We start from the raw sequence: 21453 nt of genomic DNA on the forward strand, positions 1-21453 counted from the left end.
GCCGCCCGGCCGGAGCCGGACGTCCGGTCACTTGCCCCGCATCCACTCCTGCATGACCTCGAGCAGGTGATCGGGATCGACCGGCTTCGTCACGTAGTCGGAGGCGCCCGATTCGATGGCCTTCTCCCGGTCGCCCTTCATCGCCTTGGCGGTCAGGGCGATGATCGGCAGCCCGGAGAACTGGGGCATCCTGCGGATCGCCGTCGTGGTCGCGTACCCGTCCATCTCCGGCATCATGATGTCCATCAGGACGACCGTCACGTCGTCGTGCTGCTCCAGGACCTCGATGCCCTCGCGGCCGTTCTCGGCGTACAGCACCGACAGCCCGTGCTGCTCCAGGACGCTGGTGAGCGCGAACACGTTGCGGATGTCGTCGTCGACGATCAGCACCTTCTCGCCCTCGAAGCGGAAGACGGTACGCGGCCGCGCGGCCACCTCCTCCTCGCCCGCGCCCCAGGCCTGCGGAGCCTGCGGCAGGGACCCCGGCGGCGCGGGCCGCTGCTCGGCCGCGGGGACCGCCCTGCGGCGCCGCCTGAAGAGCGCGGCGGCCCCGCTCTGGGTCTCCTGGTACGACCTGACCTCCGCCGGTGTCTCCGCCCGCGCCCCGGCCCCGTCGTCCTCACCCGCCGGCAGCGCGCCGGCCTCCATGGGCGGGGACAGCTGCGGATAGCCCTGCGGCGGGAGCTCGCTGGGGTGCAGCGGCAGGTACAGCGTGAACGTCGAGCCGCGTCCCGGCTCGCTCTGCGCGTGGATCTCGCCGCCCAGCAGCCGGGCGATCTCCCGCGAGATGGACAGCCCCAGTCCCGTACCGCCGTACTTGCGGCTCGTCGTGCCGTCCGCCTGCTTGAACGCCTCGAAGATGACCCGCATCTTGCTGGCCGCGATACCGATGCCCGTGTCGGTCACGGAGAACGCGATCAGGTCGGCGTCCGCGTCCCGCAGCGAGCCCGCCTCCAGCAGCTGCTCCCGGATGGCGACCGGCACCTCCGCGCCCGCCGGCCTGATGACCAGTTCGACGGCTCCGGTGTCGGTGAACTTCACCGCGTTGGAGAGGAGGTTGCGCAGCACCTGCAGGAGCCGCTGCTCGTCCGTGTGGAGCGTGGCCGGCAGCTCCGGCGACACCCGTACGGAGAAGTCGAGGCCCTTCTCCGCCGTCAGCGGACGGAAGGTGGCCTCCACGTAGTCGACGAGCTGCACCAGGGCGATACGCGTCGGCGACACGTCCATCTTGCCCGCCTCGACCTTCGACAGGTCGAGGATGTCGTTGATCAGCTGGAGCAGGTCGGAACCCGCTCCGTGGATCGTCTCGGCGAACTCGACCTGCTTCGGGGTGAGGTTGGTGTCCGCGTTGTCGGCGAGCAGTTTGGCGAGGATCAGCAGCGAGTTGAGCGGCGTCCGCAGTTCGTGGGACATGTTGGCCAGGAACTCGCTCTTGTAGCGCATGGAGACCGCGAGTTGCTCGGCGCGCTCCTCCAGGACCTGCCGCGCCTCCTCGATCTCGGTGTTCTTGACCTCGATGTCGCGGTTCTGCTGGGCCAGCAGCTCGGCCTTGTCCTCCAGTTCGGCGTTGGACTCCTGGAGGGCCTTCTGCCGGTTCTCCAGCTCCGCGGACCGCTCCCGGAGCTGCTCGGTCAGTTCCTGCGACTGCTTGAGCAGCACCTCGGTCTTGGTGTTGACCGCGATGGTGTTGACGCTCGTCGCGATCATCTCGGCGATCTGGTTGAGGAAGTCCTTCTGGATCTGCGTGAACGAGTGGAACGACGCCAGCTCGATCACACCGAGGACGGTCGCCTCGAACAGCACCGGCAGCACGATGACGTGCGCCGGCGGTGCCTCCCCGAGCCCTGAGGCGATCTTCAGGTACCCCGGCGGCACGTTCTCCACGAGGATCGTGCGCTTCTCCTTGGCGGCCGTCCCGATCAGCGTCTCACCGGGCCGGAACGACGTCGGCATGGAGCCCATCGAGTACCCGTACGACCCGAGCATGCGCAGTTCGTACGAGTCGTCGTGGGCGGCGCCCACGTCCTTGCCGGCGTCCAGCGGCATCGCCAGGAAGAACGCGCCGTGCTGCGCCGAGACCACCGGAGTCAGCTCGCTCATGATGAGCGAGGCCACGTCGGCGAGGTCGCGGCGGCCCTGCATCAGACCGGAGATCCGGGCGAGGTTGCCCTTCAGCCAGTCCTGCTCCTTGTTGGCGATGGTGGTGTCGCGCAGGTTCGCGATCATCTTGTTGATGTAGTCCTGAAGCTCCTGGATCTCGCCGGAGGCGTCCACGTCGATCTTCAGGTTGAGGTCGCCGCGGGTCACGGCGGTCGCCACGCGCGCGATGGCACGCACCTGACGGGTCAGGTTCCCGGCCATCTCGTTCACCGACTCGGTGAGGTCGCGCCAGGTGCCGTCGACGTCACGCACGCGTGCCTGGCCGCCCAGCTGGCCCTCGGTGCCCACCTCGCGGGCCACCCGGGTGACCTCCTCGGCGAAGGACGAGAGCTGGTCGACCATCGTGTTGATGGTGGTCTTGAGCTCCAGGATCTCGCCGCGCGCGTCGATGTCGATCTTCTTGGTCAGGTCGCCCTTGGCGATGGCCGTGGTGACCATCGCGATGTTGCGCACCTGTCCGGTCAGGTTGGACGCCATTCCGTTCACGGACTCGGTGAGGTCCTTCCAGGTACCGGACACGCCCGGTACGCGGGCCTGGCCGCCGAGGATGCCGTCCGTGCCCACCTCGCGGGCCACCTTGGTGACCTGGTCGGCGAACGAACTGAGCGTCTTCACCATGGTGTTGAAGGTGTCGGCGAGCTGCGCGACCTCGCCGCTCGCCTCGATCGTCACCGTCCGGGTCAGGTCACCGTTGGCGACGGCCGCGGCGACCTGGGAGATGTTCCGCACCTGCATGGTCAGGTTGTTGGCCATCAGGTTGACGTTGTCGCTGAGGTCCTTCCAGATGCCCGTGACGCCCGGTACGCGCGCCTGGCCGCCCAGGATGCCCTCGGTGCCCACCTCGCGGGCCACCCGGGTCACCTGCTCCGCGAAGGCGCTGAGCTGGTCCACCATCGTGTTGACGGTGGTGACGAGTTCGAGGATCTCGCCCTTCGCGTCGACGGTGATCTTCTTCGACAGGTCGCCCTTGGCGACGGCGGTCGTGACCTCGGCGATGTTGCGCACCTGGATCGTCAGGTTGTTCGCCATGAAGTTCACGGACTGCGTGAGGTCCTTCCAGGTGCCGGAGACACCCTGCACCTCGGCCTGCCCGCCGAGGATGCCCTCGGTACCCACCTCACGGGCCACCCGCGTGACCTGCTCGGCGAAGTTCGACAGCTGGTCCACCATCGTGTTGAGGGTGTTCTTCAGCTCCAGGATCTCGCCGCGCGCGTCCACGTCGATCTTCTGCGACAGGTCGCCGCGCGCCACCGCCGTCGCGACCTGCGCGATGTTGCGCACCTGGGCGGTGAGGTTGCCGGCCATACCGTTCACCGAGTCGGTCAGATCCCGCCACACCCCGGCGACGCCCGGCACCTGCGCCTGACCGCCCAGCCGGCCGTCCGTGCCCACCTCGCGGGCCACCCGGGTCACCTGCTCCGCGAAGGCGCTGAGCTGGTCCACCATCGTGTTGATGGTGTTCTTCAGCTCCAGGATCTCGCCCCGCGCGTCCACCTCGATCTTCTGCGACAGGTCACCGCGCGCCACCGCCGTCGTCACCTGGGCGATCTGCCGCACCTGCGAGGTGAGGTTGCCCGCCATGAAGTTGACGGAGTCGGTGAGGTCCTTCCAGGTGCCGGACACGCCGTCCACGCGCGCCTGGCCGCCGAGGCGGCCCTCCGTGCCCACGTCCCGCGCCATCCGCGTCACCTGGTCGGCGAAGGACGACAGCTGGTCCACCATCGTGTTCACGGTGTTCTTCAGCGCGAGCATCTCGCCGGAGACGTCCACGGTGACCTTCTGCGACAGGTCGCCGTTGGCCACCGCCGTCGTCACCTGGGCGATGTTCCTCACCTGTCCGGTGAGGTTCCGGAACGCCGTGTTGACGGAGTCGGTGAGGTCCTTCCATGTGCCGGCCGCGCCCGGCACCTGGGCCTGACCGCCCAGCTCACCCTCGACGCCGACCTCCCGCGCCACGCGCGTGACCTCCGCGCCGAAGCTGGAGAGCTGGTCGACCATCGTGTTGACGGTGTTCTTCAGCTCCAGCATCTCGCCGGCGACCTCGACGCTGACCTTCTGCGACAGATCGCCGTTGGCCACCGCAGTCGTCACCGCGGCGATGTCGCGCACCTGGGTGGTGAGGTTGCGGAAGACCGTGTTCACCGAGTCGGTGAGGTCCTTCCACGTCCCCGCCGCCCCCGGCACGTTCGCCTGCCCGCCGAGCCGCCCCTCGCCGCCCACCTCGTTGGCGACGCGGGTGACCTCGTCCGCGAACGTCCGCAGCGTCTCGGTCATCTGGTTGATCGTCTCGGCGAGCTGCGCGACCTCGCCGCGCGCCGACACGGTCACCTTCTGCGACAGGTCGCCGTTGGCGACCGCCGTCGTCACCTGGGCGATGCCCCGCACCTGCGCCGTCAGGTTGCCGGCCATGAGGTTCACCGAGTCGGTGAGGTCCTTCCAGACCCCGGCCACCCCGGGCACCTGCGCCTGCCCGCCCAGCTCGCCCTCGGTGCCCACCTCACGCGCGACGCGCGTCACCTCGGAGGAGAACGAGGAGAGCTGGTCCACCATCGTGTTGACGGTGTTCTTCAGCTCCAGCATCTCGCCGGCCACGTGAACCGTGACCTTCCGGGACAGATCACCCTTGGCGACCGCCGTCGTCACCAGCGCGATGTCCCGCACCTGCGCCGTCAGCCGGTACGCCATCGTGTTGACCGAGTCCGTGAGGTCCTTCCACGAACCGGACATGCCGCGCACCCGGGCCTGCCCGCCGAGCTTGCCCTCGGTGCCGACCTCACTGGCCACCCGCGTGACCTCGTCGGTGAACGTGGACAACTGGTCGACCAGGTTGTTGACCGTGCGCCCGACCTTCAGGAACTCGCCCCGCAGCGGATGCCCGTTGCCGTCCGCGGCCTGCGCCCGCAGCTCCATGCGGGGTGACAGGTCGCCCTCCGCCACCGCGGACAGCACCCGGCCGACCTCGGAGACGGGCCGTACGAGATCGTCCACGAGCGCGTTGGACGCGTCGATCGCCGCGGCCCAGGAACCCTCGCAGGCGCCCGTCTCCAGCCGCTCCGTGAGCTTCCCCTCACGCCCGACCATCCGCCGCACCCGCGACAGCTCACCGGTCAGCTGCAGGTTACGGTCGCCCACCTCGTTGAAGACCGCCGCGATCTCGGACATCACGCCGTCGCCCGAGACGGTGAGCCGCTTGCGGAAGTTGCCGTCCCGCATCGACACCAGGGCTGCCAGCAGCTTGTTCAGGGCCGCCGTGTCCACTTCCGTGGTGCCACCGCGTGGTGTGCTCCGGTTACTCAGGGACTGTCCGCCTTTCGCGCGCGTCTTAGTGCCCCGCGTCGCTGCGCCAGACTCCACTGTGTCCCTCCCGCAAGGGTCGACCATTACTGCTCGGCGTACTCGGTACCGCTTGTCCACTGCCACTGCTGCACGTACCGGAAGGTGCTCGGCCTGCCCGGACCTTCCCCGGAATCCTGCCCAGTGTTTCACCATGGTTGAACCAGGCCATAACAGTTCGGCAGCTTCGCACACGGTCCGCACACCCTCCGGACGTAAACACTGGCGACCGGCATCCGTGCGGACGGCGAAGGTAAGTAACCTTGCATGCGGCTGTCCAGCCGCGCCGGTCCTTCCGGCCTGGGCGGTGGCACCAGCACGAGCGGGCAGGCATCGGAGGGCACCGCACCATGACCACCGGACTGCATCCCGGGGGAACACCCCAGGATCCCCGGCCGACCGAGAACCAGCTCCTGCCCAGGCAGGGGCGGGTCGGTCCTGAGGCCGTGCCCGCCGACGACCGGACAAGGAGTTCTGTGATCACCGCGCGCGCGGCCGCCAGCTTCGACCCTGTCGGGCGGTCCGTCGCGACCGCTCGTTCCTTCGTCCGTGACACCCTCCAGGGCTGGGGGTTCGCCGACATCGTCGACGACGCCGTGGTCCTCACCAGCGAACTGGTCACCAACGCCGTGGTCCACGCCGGTACGTCCGCGGACGTCCTGTGTCTGCGCAGCGACGACGGCGTACGGATCGAAGTGGGGGACCGCTACCCGGAACGTGAGATTCCACTGCAGGGCAACGCCCTGAACATGGGCAACCCCGACCGGGAGGGCGGCCGCGGCCTCCAGCTCTGCGCCGCCCTGGCCGACCGCTGGGGCGTCGACTACGCGCCCGCCCACAAACAGGTCTGGTTCCAGCTCGACCTGCCCGAGCGCGCGGTCGGCACCCGCACGGCAGGCCCCTCGCTCCCGGCGCACCTGCTTCCGCTGGCCGACGGCCGGGTCCGCGTGGCGGTCGTCCAGATCGACCGCGTCGGCGCGATCAACGCCTGGAACGAGGACGCCGAGGAGCTCTTCGGCTACGCGGCCGAGCAGGTCATCGGCAAGCCCCTGACCGACCTCGCGGCCTGGCCGCACACCCCCGGCACCAGCACCGGCATCGTCGAGGCCCTCAAACTCTCCCGCTGGGAGGGCAGTTACGGCCTGCGCGGCGCCAACGGCCGCGTCACGCCCGTGTACGCCTCACACCTGCGCGTACGCGACACCGAAGGCGAGCCCTCGACGGTCTGCCTCCTGGTGCGCGACCACGAGCGAGCCGTCCTGCAGACCCCGTTGCGCGTCTCGGCCACGGACACGACCACCAGCTCCGAGGGCCACGCCTCGGACCCCTTCGAGGTCTTCATCGGCTCACCGGCCCCGGACGACCTCGACGGCCTCCTGCAGCGCACGGTGGAGCGCGCCCGCGACATGCTCGACGGCGACTCCGCCTTCCTGCTCCTGGCGACCGACGACGAGACGGAGCTGGAGGTACGCGCCTCCACCGGCCTCCCCTCCGCCCGCCAGCGCTTCGCCCGCGTCCCCGTGGAGGCCGGTACGGGCCGGTACGGCTCGGCCCGCATGCCGGCCGTCCACGAGGACCTCACGGCCGTCCCGGGTGCCGTCCCGCTCCTCAACGGCACCGGTATGCGCTCGGTCGTCACGGTCCCCCTCAAGGTCGAGGGCCGGCTCACCGGCTCGCTCGGCGTGGCCGCCGAGTCACCGGGCCGCTACTCGAACGAGGAGGCGCTGCGCCTCCAGTTCGCCGCCGACCGCATCGCCCTCGCCGTGGAGTCGGCCCGTCTGGGCGAGCTGGAGCGCCTGCGCCGCGGCTCGCTGTCCTTCCTCGTCGAGGCCTCGGACCTCCTCGCGGGCACGCTGGACCGCGACCAGACGCTGGCCCTGATGGCCCAGATGACAGTCCCGACCCTGGCCACCTGGTGCGCCGTCTACACGATCGCCGACCAGGCCTCGGACCCCTACCTCTCGTACGTCCTGCACGAGGACGAGGAACGCATCGACGGTCTCAAGGCCCTCCTGTCGAAGATCGCCCCTCCGGACCCGGTCCCCACTCCGGGCGCCCGCATCTGGGCGGCGCCCGCGGAGGCCGCCCACACGGCCGCCCTGCGCACCTCCATGCGCAGCCTCGGCCTGGGCGAGAACACCTCGGTCGGCTCCGGCATCGGTACGACACTGGCGACGGCCGGCGCGGTCGGCGGCGAGACGGTCGTCCTGCCCCTGGTGGCCCGCAACCGCGTCATCGGCATGCTGACGCTCGGCAAGCCGACGGACGAGCACTTCCGCCAGGAGATCCTGGAACTGGCCGAGGACCTGAGCCGCCGGGCCGCCCTCGCCCTGGACAACGCCCGTCTGTACTCGGAGCGCACGGCCATCAGCCAGTCCCTCCAGCGCAGCCTCCTGCCCCCGGAACTGCCCCACATCGAGGGCGTGGAGGTCGAGGTCATCTACCGCGCGGCGGGCGAGGGCAACGAGGTCGGCGGCGACTTCTACGACCTCTTCCCCATCCGCGACGGCGCCTACGGTTTCGCCATCGGAGACGTCTGCGGTACGGGACCGGAGGCGGCCGCGGTCACCGGCCTCGCCCGGCACGCGCTGCGCCTGCTGGCCCGCGAGGGCTACGACGGCCCGGCGGTCCTGGACCGCCTGAACTCCGCGATCCTCGACGAGGGCGCCCGCAGCCGCTTCCTCACCCTCCTGTACGGGGAGCTGTGGCCCCAGGAGGACGGCTCGGCCCTGCTGAAGGTGGTCTGCGCCGGCCATCCGCTCCCCCTGCGCCTGCGTCCGGACGGCACGGTGGAACCGGCCGCCGAACCGCAGCCGCTCCTCGGCGTCATGGACGATCTGGAGCTGTACGAGCAGGAGGTGACGCTCGATCCGGGGGACGTCCTGCTGTGCGTGACGGACGGCGTCACCGAACGCCGTGAGGGCACGCGCATGCTGGGCGACGACGGCCTCGCGGACGTCCTGACCACGTGCACGGGTCTGACGGCGGGCGCGGTGGCCGCCCGCATCATGCGCGCGGTCGAGCGCTTCGCGAGCGACGCCCCCTCCGACGACATGGCCATTCTGGCGATGCGCGTTCCGGGACTGCAGGAGGACTGAAAGGACCGGTCCCGGGGCCCACCTGCCCCGGGACACGCAAAAGGCCCCCGCCCACAAGGGCGGAGGCCTTTTCTGTCGGAGCCCCCAAACGGAATCGAACCGTTGACCTTCTCCTTACCATGGAGACGCTCTACCGACTGAGCTATAGGGGCCTGTTGCTTTCGAGGTTCCCCTCGTGGCAACGGAGGAAAGCATACCCCGAACGCCGGTGTGCTCCCAACTGCGTTCGATACCGCCCCGACAGCCCTAGAAGGCGGGTTGGAGCAGTCCGCCGAGGGCATTGCAGGCGGACACGATCCGCTGCATCTCGCGCTTCGTCAGCGATGCGCCGACGGGCAGCGCCAGCGTCTCGTCCGCGGCCCGCTCGGTCTCCGGCAGACAGACGTCCCGCCAGAACGCCGGCATCCGGTGCACCGGTGTCTTCACCGGCACCCGGCATTCGACACCCCTGGCCCGGACGGCCCGCGCGAAGGCGTCCCGGTCCGGCCGCCCGTTCCCCGGCACCCGCACGACGTACTGCTGGTACGTGTGGCCCGTGCCCCGCTCCGGTGTCCGCACTCCCCGCAGCCGCCCGTCGAGGTAGGCCGCGTGCGCCCTGCGCTCGACGAGCTCGGCGTACGGCGCCTCGGACTCGCCCTGTTCGAGCACGAGCAGCCCGCGCCGCTGACCGATGTCCCACAGTCGCGGCATGTCGGCGAGCCGCCCGAAGCGGTGAACGGCCACCATCGCGGCCGTCCGCGGCCCGACAGCGGCCTCCACCCCGACGGCGTCGAGGCAGTACGTCGCCGGGTCGATGTCGACGAACACCGGCAGGGCGCCGGCCAGGATCACGGCCTCGGCCACCTCGGCGTTCCCGAAGGCAGGCACGATGACCTCGTCACCGGCTCCGACACCCGCGGCCCTGAGCATTGCAGCAGTACTCATGCCGGTGATATTGGTCGCGCAACGTGAACTCCAAGTGACGCACAACAAAAAAGAGCGGGTCCCTGAACCTAAGTTCAGGGACCCGCTCTCTTTAATATTTGTTCGGCGGCGTCCTACTCTCCCACAGGGTCCCCCCTGCAGTACCATCGGCGCTGTGAGGCTTAGCTTCCGGGTTCGGAATGTAACCGGGCGTTTCCCTCACGCTATGACCACCGAAACACTTTGAAACTCTGATTCAAACACCCGCACCACACCCCCCGTGGCCACACTAAAAGGGGTATGGGGTTGTTCGTGGTTTCAGAACCAACACAGTGGACGCGAGCAACTGAGGACAAGCCCTCGGCCTATTAGTACCGGTCAGCTCCACCCCTTGCAGGGCTTCCACATCCGGCCTATCAACCCAGTCGTCTACTGGGAGCCTTAACCAATCAAGTTGGTGGGAATACTCATCTCGAAGCAGGCTTCCCGCTTAGATGCTTTCAGCGGTTATCCCTCCCGAACGTAGCCAACCAGCCATGCCCTTGGCAGGACAACTGGCACACCAGAGGTTCGTCCGTCCCGGTCCTCTCGTACTAGGGACAGCCCTTCTCAATATTCCTACGCGCACAGCGGATAGGGACCGAACTGTCTCACGACGTTCTAAACCCAGCTCGCGTACCGCTTTAATGGGCGAACAGCCCAACCCTTGGGACCGACTCCAGCCCCAGGATGCGACGAGCCGACATCGAGGTGCCAAACCATCCCGTCGATATGGACTCTTGGGGAAGATCAGCCTGTTATCCCCGGGGTACCTTTTATCCGTTGAGCGACGGCGCTTCCACAAGCCACCGCCGGATCACTAGTCCCGACTTTCGTCCCTGCTCGACCCGTCGGTCTCACAGTCAAGCTCCCTTGTGCACTTACACTCAACACCTGATTGCCAACCAGGCTGAGGGAACCTTTGGGCGCCTCCGTTACTCTTTAGGAGGCAACCGCCCCAGTTAAACTACCCATCAGACACTGTCCCTGATCCGGATCACGGACCCAGGTTAGACATCCAGCACGACCAGACTGGTATTTCAACGACGACTCCACACGGGCTGGCGCCCGCACTTCACAGTCTCCCAGCTATCCTACACAAGCCGAACCGAACACCAATATCAAACTATAGTAAAGGTCCCGGGGTCTTTCCGTCCTGCTGCGCGAAACGAGCATCTTTACTCGTAGTGCAATTTCACCGGGCCTATGGTTGAGACAGTCGAGAAGTCGTTACGCCATTCGTGCAGGTCGGAACTTACCCGACAAGGAATTTCGCTACCTTAGGATGGTTATAGTTACCACCGCCGTTTACTGGCGCTTAAGTTCTCAGCTTCGCACACCCGAAAGTGCACTAACCGGTCCCCTTAACGTTCCAGCACCGGGCAGGCGTCAGTCCGTATACATCGCCTTACGGCTTCGCACGGACCTGTGTTTTTAGTAAACAGTCGCTTCTCGCTGGTCTCTGCGGCCACCCCCAGCTCACCGAGTAAATCGGATCACCAGTGATGGCCCCCCTTCTCCCGAAGTTACGGGGGCATTTTGCCGAGTTCCTTAACCATAGTTCACCCGAACGCCTCGGTATTCTCTACCTGACCACCTGAGTCGGTTTAGGGTACGGGCCGCCATGAAACTCGCTAGAGGCTTTTCTCGACAGCATAGGATCATCCACTTCACCACAATCGGCTCGGCATCAGGTCTCAGGCTATGTGCTGTCCGGATTTACCTGGACAACGCCCTACACCCTTACCCCGGGACAACCACCGCCCGGGATGGACTACCTTCCTGCGTCACCCCATCACTTACCTACTACAGGTCTGGACCGTCGGCTCCACCACTTTCCTTTCCCCGAAGGGTCCGGAACGGCTTCACGGACTTAGCATCGCCTGGTTCGATATTTGACGCTTCACAGCGGGTACCGGAATATCAACCGGTTATCCATCGACTACGCCTGTCGGCCTCGCCTTAGGTCCCGACTTACCCTGGGCAGATCAGCTTGACCCAGGAACCCTTAGTCAATCGGCGCACACGTTTCTCACGTGTGTATCGCTACTCATGCCTGCATTCTCACTCGTGAACCGTCCACCACTAGCTTCCGCTGCGGCTTCACCCGGCACACGACGCTCCCCTACCCATCCCAGCAGGCGTTGGCCCTATTGCTGAAATGACACGACTTCGGCGGTACGCTTGAGCCCCGCTACATTGTCGGCGCGGAATCACTAGACCAGTGAGCTATTACGCACTCTTTCAAGGGTGGCTGCTTCTAAGCCAACCTCCTGGTTGTCTGTGCGACTCCACATCCTTTCCCACTTAGCGTACGCTTAGGGGCCTTAGTCGATGCTCTGGGCTGTTTCCCTCTCGACCATGGAGCTTATCCCCCACAGTCTCACTGCCGTGCTCTCACTTACCGGCATTCGGAGTTTGGCTAAGGTCAGTAACCCGGTAGGGCCCATCGCCTATCCAGTGCTCTACCTCCGGCAAGAAACACACGACGCTGCACCTAAATGCATTTCGGGGAGAACCAGCTATCACGGAGTTTGATTGGCCTTTCACCCCTAACCACAGGTCATCCCCCAGGTTTTCAACCCTGGTGGGTTCGGTCCTCCACGACCTCTTACAGCCGCTTCAACCTGCCCATGGCTAGATCACTCCGCTTCGGGTCTTGAGCGCGCTACTGAATCGCCCTATTCGGACTCGCTTTCGCTACGGCTTCCCCACACGGGTTAACCTCGCAACACACCGCAAACTCGCAGGCTCATTCTTCAAAAGGCACGCAGTCACGACCCACAGAGTAAACTCTGTGAGCGACGCTCCCACGGCTTGTAGGCACACGGTTTCAGGTACTATTTCACTCCGCTCCCGCGGTACTTTTCACCATTCCCTCACGGTACTATCCGCTATCGGTCACCAGGGAATATTTAGGCTTAGCGGGTGGTCCCGCCAGATTCACACGGGATTTCTCGGGCCCCGTGCTACTTGGGTGTCTCTCAAACGAGCCGTTGATGTTTCGACTACGGGGGTCTTACCCTCTACGCCGGACCTTTCGCATGTCCTTCGCCTACACCAACGGTTTCTGACTCGTCTCACAGCCGGCAGACTGTGAAAGAGAGATCCCACAACCCCGTATGCGCAACCCCTGCCGGGTCTCACACACATACGGTTTGGCCTCATCCGGTTTCGCTCGCCACTACTCCCGGAATCACGGTTGTTTTCTCTTCCTGCGGGTACTGAGATGTTTCACTTCCCCGCGTTCCCTCCACACACCCTATGTGTTCAGATGTGGGTGACAGCCCATGACGACTGCCGGGTTTCCCCATTCGGAAACCCCCGGATCAAAGCCTGGTTGACGGCTCCCCGGGGACTATCGTGGCCTCCCACGTCCTTCATCGGTTCCTGGTACCAAGGCATCCACCGTGCGCCCTTAAAAACTTGGCCACAGATGCTCGCGTCCACTGTGCAGTTCTCAAACAACGACCAACCACCCATCACCCCACCCTTACAGGCGAGTGCACTGGGGCCGGCACTGAAGGCAACCTTTACGGCCATACCCTCAGACACCCAACAGCGTGCCCGACACCCCCGACCCCCAGATCAGCTTTCCACGCCCCGAAGGACAGTACTTGCAGCCTGAGCAGACTGAGAATGCCGAATAATCAACGTTCCACCCTTGAGCAACCAGCACCGGACATTCGCCGATGAACTGGCCTCTGGACCGTCAGGTAAACCTGCCGGCCAAGAAATGCTCCTTAGAAAGGAGGTGATCCAGCCGCACCTTCCGGTACGGCTACCTTGTTACGACTTCGTCCCAATCGCCAGTCCCACCTTCGACAGCTCCCTCCCCACAAGGGGGTTGGGCCACCGGCTTCGGGTGTTACCGACTTTCGTGACGTGACGGGCGGTGTGTACAAGGCCCGGGAACGTATTCACCGCAGCAATGCTGATCTGCGATTACTAGCAACTCCGACTTCATGGGGTCGAGTTGCAGACCCCAATCCGAACTGAGACAGGCTTTTTGAGATTCGCTCCACCTTGCGGTATCGCAGCTCATTGTACCTGCCATTGTAGCACGTGTGCAGCCCAAGACATAAGGGGCATGATGACTTGACGTCGTCCCCACCTTCCTCCGAGTTGACCCCGGCAGTCTCCTGTGAGTCCCCATCACCCCGAAGGGCATGCTGGCAACACAGAACAAGGGTTGCGCTCGTTGCGGGACTTAACCCAACATCTCACGACACGAGCTGACGACAGCCATGCACCACCTGTCACCCGACCACAAGGGGGGCCGTATCTCTACGGCTTTCCGGGCGATGTCAAGCCTTGGTAAGGTTCTTCGCGTTGCGTCGAATTAAGCCACATGCTCCGCTGCTTGTGCGGGCCCCCGTCAATTCCTTTGAGTTTTAGCCTTGCGGCCGTACTCCCCAGGCGGGGAACTTAATGCGTTAGCTGCGGCACCGACGACGTGGAATGTCGCCAACACCTAGTTCCCACCGTTTACGGCGTGGACTACCAGGGTATCTAATCCTGTTCGCTCCCCACGCTTTCGCTCCTCAGCGTCAGTAATGGCCCAGAGATCCGCCTTCGCCACCGGTGTTCCTCCTGATATCTGCGCATTTCACCGCTACACCAGGAATTCCGATCTCCCCTACCACACTCTAGTCTGCCCGTATCGTATGCAGACCCGGGGTTAAGCCCCGGGCTTTCACATCCGACGCGACAGACCGCCTACGAGCTCTTTACGCCCAATAATTCCGGACAACGCTTGCGCCCTACGTATTACCGCGGCTGCTGGCACGTAGTTAGCCGGCGCTTCTTCTGCAGGTACCGTCACTTTCGCTTCTTCCCTGCTGAAAGAGGTTTACAACCCGAAGGCCGTCATCCCTCACGCGGCGTCGCTGCATCAGGCTTTCGCCCATTGTGCAATATTCCCCACTGCTGCCTCCCGTAGGAGTCTGGGCCGTGTCTCAGTCCCAGTGTGGCCGGTCGCCCTCTCAGGCCGGCTACCCGTCGTCGCCTTGGTGAGCCACTACCTCACCAACAAGCTGATAGGCCGCGGGCTCATCCTTCACCGCCGGAGCTTTCAACCCCCACCCATGCGAGTGGAAGTATCATCCGGTATTAGACCCCGTTTCCAGGGCTTGTCCCAGAGTGAAGGGCAGATTGCCCACGTGTTACTCACCCGTTCGCCACTAATCCCCACCGAAGTGGTTCATCGTTCGACTTGCATGTGTTAAGCACGCCGCCAGCGTTCGTCCTGAGCCAGGATCAAACTCTCCGTGAATGTTTTCCCGTAATCGGGACAACATCATGAGAGCGGAACAGTCGACCGGAATAAGGAAGACTGTTCACAGCGTCCTCGCTGATGCGCCTGCCAGGCTTACGCCCGGCAGGACTTTTTCAAAGGAACCTCCACCCGCCACCAAACGGTGACGGACGGGGTATCAACATATCTGGCGTTGATTTTTGGCACGCTGTTGAGTTCTCAAAGAACGGACGCTTCCTTCGTACTCACCCTCTCGGGCTTTCCTCCGGGCTTTTCCCTTCGGTCTTGCTGTCTTACGTCTCCGACTCTATCAGACCGTTTCCGGTTCCGATTTCCTCGGTGCTTTCCAGGTTTTCGCTTTCGCGTTTCCCTTTCCGGCGGTTCCGACTTTATCAGAAAGTCTGAGTCGGATTTCCCGCCCCTCCCGGGGTGGTCCGGACACGTGATCGGTCCGGGTTCCCGTTCTGGCGGAGCCGTAAACGTACTGGAGCGGAGCGCCCCGACGCAAATCGAGGTGCTCCGCTCCGGGTTCTCGTGTACGCGAGGCTCAAACCTCGACGACGACCGGCAGGATCATCGGCCGGCGACGGTAGGTGTCCGAGACCCATTTGCCCAGCGTGCGGCGGATGAGCTGCTGCATCTGGTGGGCCTCGACGACACCGTCCTGGGCCGAGCGTTCGAGGACCTCCACGACCTTCGGGAGGACGGCGCTGAAGGCCGAGTCCTCGATGCCCGAGCCGCGGGCCTGGATGTGCGGGCCCCCGGTGATCTTGCCCGTGCTGGTGTCCAGCACCACGAAGACCGAGATGATGCCCTCGTCACCGAGGATCTTGCGGTCCTTGAGCGTGGGCTCGCCGACGTCACCGACCGAGAGGCCGTCGACGTACACGTACCCGGCCTGGACCTTGCCGGCGATTCTGGCCTTGCCTCCGATGAGGTCGACGACCACGCCGTCCTCGGCGATCACGATGCGGTCGTGCGGGACGCCGGTCAGGGCTCCCAGCTCGGCGTTGGCACGCAGGTGGCGCCATTCGCCGTGGACCGGCATCAGGTTCCGCGGCTTGCAGATGTTGTAGAAGTACAGGAGCTCGCCGGCCGAGGCGTGGCCCGAGACGTGCACCTTGGCATTGCCCTTGTGGACGACGTGGGCGCCCCAGCGGGTCAGGCCGTTGATGACGCGGTAGACCGCGTTCTCGTTGCCCGGGATGAGCGACGACGCCAGGATCACCGTGTCGCCCTGGACGATGCGGATCTGGTGGTCCCTGTTGGCCATCCGCGACAGGGCCGCCATCGGCTCGCCCTGCGAGCCGGTGCAGACGAGGACGATCTCGTGTTCCGGCAGGTCGTCCAGGGTCTTGACGTCCACCACCAGGCCCGGCGGGACCTTCAGGTAGCCGAGGTCGCGCGCGATGCCCATGTTGCGGACCATCGAGCGGCCGACGAAGGCGACCCGGCGGCCGTACTCGTGGGCGGCGTCGAGGATCTGCTGGATGCGGTGCACATGGCTGGCGAAGCTGGCCACGATGATGCGCTTGCTGGCGTTCGCGAAGACCTGCCGCAGCACGTTCGAGATGTCGCGCTCGGGCGGGACGAAGCCCGGGACCTCGGCGTTCGTCGAGTCCGAGAGGAGGAGGTCGATGCCCTCCTCGCTCAGCCGCGCGAAGGCGTGCAGGTCGGTCAGCCGGCCGTCCAGCGGGAGCTGGTCCATCTTGAAGTCGCCGGTGTGGACCACCATGCCCGCGGGGGTGCGGATGGCGACCGCGAGGGCGTCCGGGATGGAGTGGTTGACCGCCACGAACTCGCAGTCGAAGGGACCGACGCGCTCGCGGTGGCCCTCGGCGACCTCGAGTGTGTAGGGGCGGATGCGGTGCTCCTGGAGCTTCGCCTCGATGAGGGCGAGGGTCAGCTTGGAGCCGATGAGCGGGATGTCCGGCTTCTCCTTCAGGAGGAAGGGGACACCGCCGATGTGGTCCTCGTGGCCGTGCGTGAGGACGATGCCCTCGATGTCGTCGAGGCGGTCCCTGATCGAACTGAAGTCCGGCAGGATCAGGTCGATGCCGGGCTGCTCCTCCTCCGGGAAGAGCACGCCGCAGTCGACGATGAGCAGGCGGCCGTCGTATTCGAAGACCGTCATGTTTCGGCCGATCTCACCGAGGCCACCCAGTGGGGTGACCCGGAGCCCGCCCTGGGGCAGCTTCGGCGGCAGACGGAGTTCCGGATGCGGATGACTCAAAAGACTCTCCTCACCACACGCGCCACGTACCTGGCAGGGCACGTGGCGCGCATGACGTTCGTGCAGTAGCAGTTGTCTGGTGCAGCAGGCTCTCGTGGCCTGCTGGGTCGTACGTATTCAGTTGTGAAGTCTGTGTCTAGAGCTGTACCCCGCCGGCGGCAAGATCGATCTTGAGCTGCGCGGTCTCCTCGGGCGACAGGCCGACCATGGGCAGGCGCAGCGGCCCGGCGGGCAGGCCCTGCAGGGCGAGCGCGGCCTTGGTGGTCATGACGCCCTGGGTGCGGAACATGCCGGTGAAGACGGGGAGCAGCTTCTGGTGGATCTCGGTGGCCTTCTGGACGTCGCCGCCCAGGTACGCGTCGATCATGGTGCGGAGTTCCGGGGTGACCACGTGGCCGACCACGGAGACGAAGCCGACCGCGCCCACGGACAGGAGCGGCAGGTTCAGCATGTCGTCGCCCGAGTACCAGGCGAGGTCGGAGCTGGCGATGGCCCAGCTGGCCCGGCCGAGGTCGCCCTTGGCGTCCTTGTTGGCGACGATCCGCGGGTGCTCGGCGAGACGTACCAGTGTTTCGGTGTTGATCGGGACACCGCTGCGGCCGGGGATGTCGTAGAGCATGACCGGCAGGTCGGTGGCGTCGGCGATCGTCGTGAAGTGCTGGTACAGGCCCTCCTGCGGAGGCTTGTTGTAGTACGGCGTCACGGTGAGCAGGCCGTGCGCGCCGGCCTTCTCGGCCCCGCGGGCCAGTTCGATGCTGTGGCGCGTGTCGTTCGTGCCGACGCCGGCCACGACGTGGGCGCGGTCGCCGACGGCCTCCACCACGGCTCGTACGAGGTCCGCTTTCTCCGCGTTGCTGGTGGTCGGGGACTCGCCCGTGGTGCCGTTGACGATCAGGCCGTCGTTGCCTGCGTCCACCAGGTGGGTGGCGAGCCGCTGCGCGCCGTCGAGGTCGAGTGCGCCGTCCGCCGCGAAGGGCGTGACCATGGCAGTGAGGACCCGCCCGAAGGGGGTCTGCGGAGTGGAGGTCGGAGCCATGGGTAACACGCTACTCGCTGCTCACCGTGTGGTCTGCCCTCGGGGGAGGCGACAAGTCAGGACAAAGATGGAGCCCGGCACTGCCTGCTCGGGGGTTCAAGCAGTGCCGGGTCCCTTTGATCAGGCTAGATGAACTTCTCTAAATGCCGCAATACGGACACTTCACCCGGCCGACCGTACAGATGTGCCCGCCGGTCCGGCACGGGGCGCTCGAGGTGCGTTACGGCGCCATGCGCCCGTTGGCGTTGAAGGCGGCGTACGTGAGGGGCATGAGCCGGGCCCACTCCGCTTCCATCTTCTCGCCGACCATCTCGATCTCGCGCTGCGGGAAGGAGGGGACCTTCGCCTGTTCGTGCTGGGTGCGCAGGCCGAGGAAGTGCATCAGCGAGCGGGCGTTGCACGTCGCGTACATCGAGGAGAACAGGCCGACCGGGAGGACGGCGCGGGCCACCTCGCGGGCGACGCCCTCGGCCAGCAGCTTCTGGTAGGCGCTGTACGCCTGCTGATACGACTCGTCCAGGACTCGTCCGACCGTCGCATGCTGGGACGGAGTGCCTTCGGTGAAGACATACTTTCCAGGGCGACCCTGTTGGATCAGTTTGCGCGACTCGTCGGGAACGTAGAAAACGGGCTGGAGCTCCCGGTAACGGCCCGACTCCTCGTTGTAGGACCAGCCGACCCTGTGCCGCATGAACTCACGAAACACGAAGATCGGCGCGCTGATCAAGAAGGTCATCGAGTTGTGTTCAAAGGGACTCCCATGCCGGTCACGCATGAGGTAGTTGATCAGGCCCTTGGACCGCTCAGGATCCTTGTGCAGTTCTTCGAGGGACTGCTCACCAGCGGTCGAGACGCGGGCAGCGAACAAGACGTCGGAATCCGAGGCGTCGAACTTCACCAGCTCGACGCTGACATCACCACGCAAGGTGACATCAGCGTGCGAGGCGGCTTGGGGGTCGTCGGCTGTGGGCACAGAGGGTCCTTCCGATCACATCTCAGGAGCGGCGTCCACTCTACGGGGGTTCTTTTGCTGGACGGACAGAGCCCTGCCGCATCAAATATCGGAAAACACGGCACCCTTCGGGGCATTCGCTCGTCTGTGTAGATGACAGTGTTCCGTTCGAATCCGCAGAGGATTCGGGTCCCCGAGGAGAAGCGCACCCCATGTTCCGTCGGCGCGAGCCCGTTCCGTTCGCCTTCATCGCCGAAGCCGACACGTTCCGCAGCAATGTCGCTCCCCCGCCGCGCCCGCGTGCCTCCGTCGGGGAGGTCGTCGGGCGGTGGCTGATGGGCCTGACCGTCGTCGCGGGCCTGGTGGGCGCCCTGCTCGTCGGCGGGCCCGCCCTGTCGACCGACACCTCGCCCGCGCACACGCAGCAGTCCGACGTGTCGCAGGGCCGCTGACCACCGGGCCGCCGGACCGCCGACTCACCCACCACGGGTCCGATGGCCTGCACGGCACCCTCATGGACCCCCGCGGGTGGTGGGCGGAGATCCGTCTGGGTAGCCTCACCGGGCACAGCCCATGCGTGGATTGAGTGAGGATCAGCCGTGCCCCTGCCCTTTCTGACCGCCGATCGCGCTTTCGACGAGGCGGGCGAGGATCTCGCGCTGCCGTTCGACGACCGCGACCGGTGGAGGCGTCCCTACCGGCCCGGCCCGTGGCGGGTGGGCGCGGCCGCGCTCCTGCTGCTGCTGGCTTCGTACCTGCTGTTCGCGGCGGTCATCATCACGGCGGCGGGCAACGCGTCGGGGGGTGCGGTGTGGCTGGTCCTCGCCGTGCTGGTCATCGCGTGCGCCCTGCGCCTGCTGCGGATGGGCGCGTGGGTGAGCGCCGCCGGGCTGCGCCGGGTGCGGTTCCTCACCACGAGCACGACACCGTGGAAGTACGTCATGTTCGTGCGGACCGTGCAGCAGCCGGTGCGCTGGCTCGGGCTGCCGCGCACCGTGCAGGGACAGGCCCTCGTCCTCAAGCGCAACGGCCACTCCGGTGAGGAGGCGACGCCCCTGATGACCACGCACAACACGGACTTCCTGGGCCGTTCCGAGGCCTTCGACCGGGCCGCGGACGGCGTCGAGGTGTGGGCGGACGAGTACCGGCAGCACGCCTGACACGCGGTACGACGGAGGGGTCCCGCCACACCGGTGTGGCGGGACCCCTCCGTCGTACCGTCCCTCAGGCGCGTACGGGCCTGCCGTCGTGCAGGGCGATCGCGTGCTGCATCGCCTTGCGGGCCCGTGGGGTGTCACGGGCGTCGTGGTAGGCGACGGCGAGGCGGAACCAGCTGCGCCAGTCGTCGGGGGCGTCCTCCGTCTCGGCCTTGCGGCGGGCGAACACCTCGTCGGCGGAGTCGCGGTCGATACGGCCGGCCGGGGTGCGCTTCAGCTGGTCGACGGGCAGCCCGCCCTCGGCGTCGAGTTCGGCGGCCAGCCGGTTGGCCCGCTGGACGAACTGCGTGTTCTTCCAGAGGAACCAGACACCGATCCCCGGCAGGACGAGGACGGCGGCACCGAAGGTGACGGTGAGCAGCGTGCCGTGCTGGATCAGCATCACCCCGCGGGTGCCGACCAGGACGAAGTAGACGACCAGGACGGCGGCCGTGACGGCGTACGTGAGTTTCGCGGTCATGGCGGTTACTTCAGATCCAGGAAGTGTTCCAGGCCGAAGGTGAGGCCCGGGGTGTCCACGACGCGGCGTACACCGAGCAGGATGCCCGGCATGAAGCTGCTGTGGTGGAGCGAGTCGTGGCGGATCGTGAGGGTCTCGCCCTCACCGCCGAGCAGTACCTCCTGGTGGGCCAGCAGGCCGCGCAGCCGGACCGCGTGCACCGGGACGCCGTCGACGTCCGCGCCGCGGGCGCCGTCCAGGGCCGTTGTCGTGGCGTCGGGCTGCGGGGCGCTGTCCGCCCGCTGCCGGGCGGCGGCGATGAGCTGGGCCGTGCGGGTGGCGGTGCCGCTGGGGGCGTCCACCTTCTTCGGGTGGTGCAGCTCGATGACCTCGACCGACTCGAAGTACGGAGCGGCCGTCTCGGCGAACTTCATGGTCAGCACCGCGCCGATGGAGAAGTTCGGGGCGATGAGCACGCCCGTCCGGGGCGAGGCGGCCAGGGCGGTGTCCAGCTGCGCGAGGCGGTCGTCGGTCCAGCCCGTCGTGCCGACCACGGCGTGGATGCCGTGCCGTACACAGAAGTCGAGGTTCTCCATGACCGAGGCGGGGGTGGTGAGTTCGACGACGACCTGGGCACCGGCGTCGGTCAGGGTCTCCAGGGCGTCGCCCCGGCCGAGGGCGGCCACCAGTTCGAGGTCGGCGGCGGCCTCGACGGCCCGGACCGCCTCCGATCCGATACGCCCCTTGGCGCCGAGGACCGCCACGCGCAGCTTGCTCATGTTCCTG

At 66.3% G+C, this 21453-nt stretch carries 10 protein-coding genes, 1 tRNA gene and 3 rRNA genes; 3 read left to right on the top strand and 11 right to left on the bottom strand.

The features are described 5' to 3' along the window. Positions 1 to 27: 27 nt before the first annotated feature. Positions 28 to 5514 (bottom strand): HAMP domain-containing protein, encoded by a 5487-nt coding sequence (locus tag QFZ75_RS11055; RefSeq protein ID WP_307536046.1) that lies wholly within the window; start codon positions 5512 to 5514, stop codon positions 28 to 30. Positions 5515 to 5843: 329 nt separating this feature from the next. On the opposite strand from QFZ75_RS11055, the gene QFZ75_RS11060 reads away from it, so the two are divergent. Next, positions 5844 to 8591 (top strand): SpoIIE family protein phosphatase, encoded by a 2748-nt coding sequence (locus tag QFZ75_RS11060; protein WP_307536048.1) that lies wholly within the window; start codon positions 5844 to 5846, stop codon positions 8589 to 8591. A 79-nt stretch (positions 8592 to 8670) separates the two neighbouring features. Here the strand turns inward: QFZ75_RS11060 and QFZ75_RS11065 are convergent. The 8 genes from QFZ75_RS11065 to thyX form a co-directional block, all read right to left on the bottom strand. Beyond that, positions 8671 to 8743, bottom strand: a tRNA-Thr gene (locus tag QFZ75_RS11065). A 94-nt stretch (positions 8744 to 8837) separates the two neighbouring features. Next, positions 8838 to 9500 carry a DegT/DnrJ/EryC1/StrS family aminotransferase gene (locus QFZ75_RS11070; protein ID WP_307544373.1) on the bottom strand — a complete coding sequence of 221 codons (663 nt, stop codon included), beginning with the start codon at positions 9498 to 9500 and terminating at the stop codon, positions 8838 to 8840. 115 nt (positions 9501 to 9615) lie between these two features. Further along, a 5S ribosomal RNA gene (rrf, locus tag QFZ75_RS11075) occupies positions 9616 to 9732 on the bottom strand. A gap of 110 nt (positions 9733 to 9842) precedes the next feature. Further along, positions 9843 to 12965, bottom strand: a 23S ribosomal RNA gene (locus tag QFZ75_RS11080). Positions 12966 to 13280: 315 nt separating this feature from the next. Beyond that, positions 13281 to 14808, bottom strand: a 16S ribosomal RNA gene (locus QFZ75_RS11085). The 16S, 23S and 5S rRNA genes sit together here, the layout of an rRNA operon. Before the next feature lie 529 nt (positions 14809 to 15337). After that, positions 15338 to 17023, bottom strand: a complete 1686-nt coding sequence (locus QFZ75_RS11090; protein ID WP_307536050.1) for a ribonuclease J — start codon at positions 17021 to 17023, stop codon at positions 15338 to 15340. Between the two features lie 136 nt (positions 17024 to 17159). Next, entirely contained in the window at positions 17160 to 18059 is a 900-nt protein-coding gene (gene dapA / locus QFZ75_RS11095) for a 4-hydroxy-tetrahydrodipicolinate synthase (RefSeq protein ID WP_307536052.1), read from the bottom strand. Between the two features lie 220 nt (positions 18060 to 18279). Next, positions 18280 to 19032: an FAD-dependent thymidylate synthase gene (thyX, locus tag QFZ75_RS11100; protein ID WP_307536054.1), complete on the bottom strand. Its 753-nt coding sequence runs from the start codon at positions 19030 to 19032 to the stop codon at positions 18280 to 18282. A 191-nt stretch (positions 19033 to 19223) separates the two neighbouring features. On the opposite strand from thyX, the gene QFZ75_RS11105 reads away from it, so the two are divergent. Further along, complete coding sequence (locus QFZ75_RS11105; RefSeq protein ID WP_307536055.1) at positions 19224 to 19463, top strand: hypothetical protein; 240 nt, start codon at positions 19224 to 19226, stop codon at positions 19461 to 19463. A gap of 147 nt (positions 19464 to 19610) precedes the next feature. Next, positions 19611 to 20171, top strand: coding sequence for a hypothetical protein (locus QFZ75_RS11110; RefSeq protein WP_307536056.1), 561 nt, complete (start codon positions 19611 to 19613; stop codon positions 20169 to 20171). Positions 20172 to 20235: 64 nt separating this feature from the next. Here the strand turns inward: QFZ75_RS11110 and QFZ75_RS11115 are convergent, their stop codons facing one another. Further along, entirely contained in the window at positions 20236 to 20688 is a 453-nt protein-coding gene (locus tag QFZ75_RS11115) for a hypothetical protein (RefSeq protein ID WP_307536058.1), read from the bottom strand. 5 nt (positions 20689 to 20693) lie between these two features. Beyond that, the gene (dapB, locus tag QFZ75_RS11120; RefSeq protein WP_307536060.1) at positions 20694 to 21446 is read right to left on the bottom strand and encodes a 4-hydroxy-tetrahydrodipicolinate reductase; all 753 of its coding nucleotides are present in this window, start codon (positions 21444 to 21446) and stop codon (positions 20694 to 20696) included. Between the last annotated feature and the right edge of the window lie 7 nt (positions 21447 to 21453).

It is taken from the genome of Streptomyces sp. V3I8 (genome assembly GCF_030817535.1).
Lineage (GTDB): Bacteria > Actinomycetota > Actinomycetes > Streptomycetales > Streptomycetaceae > Streptomyces.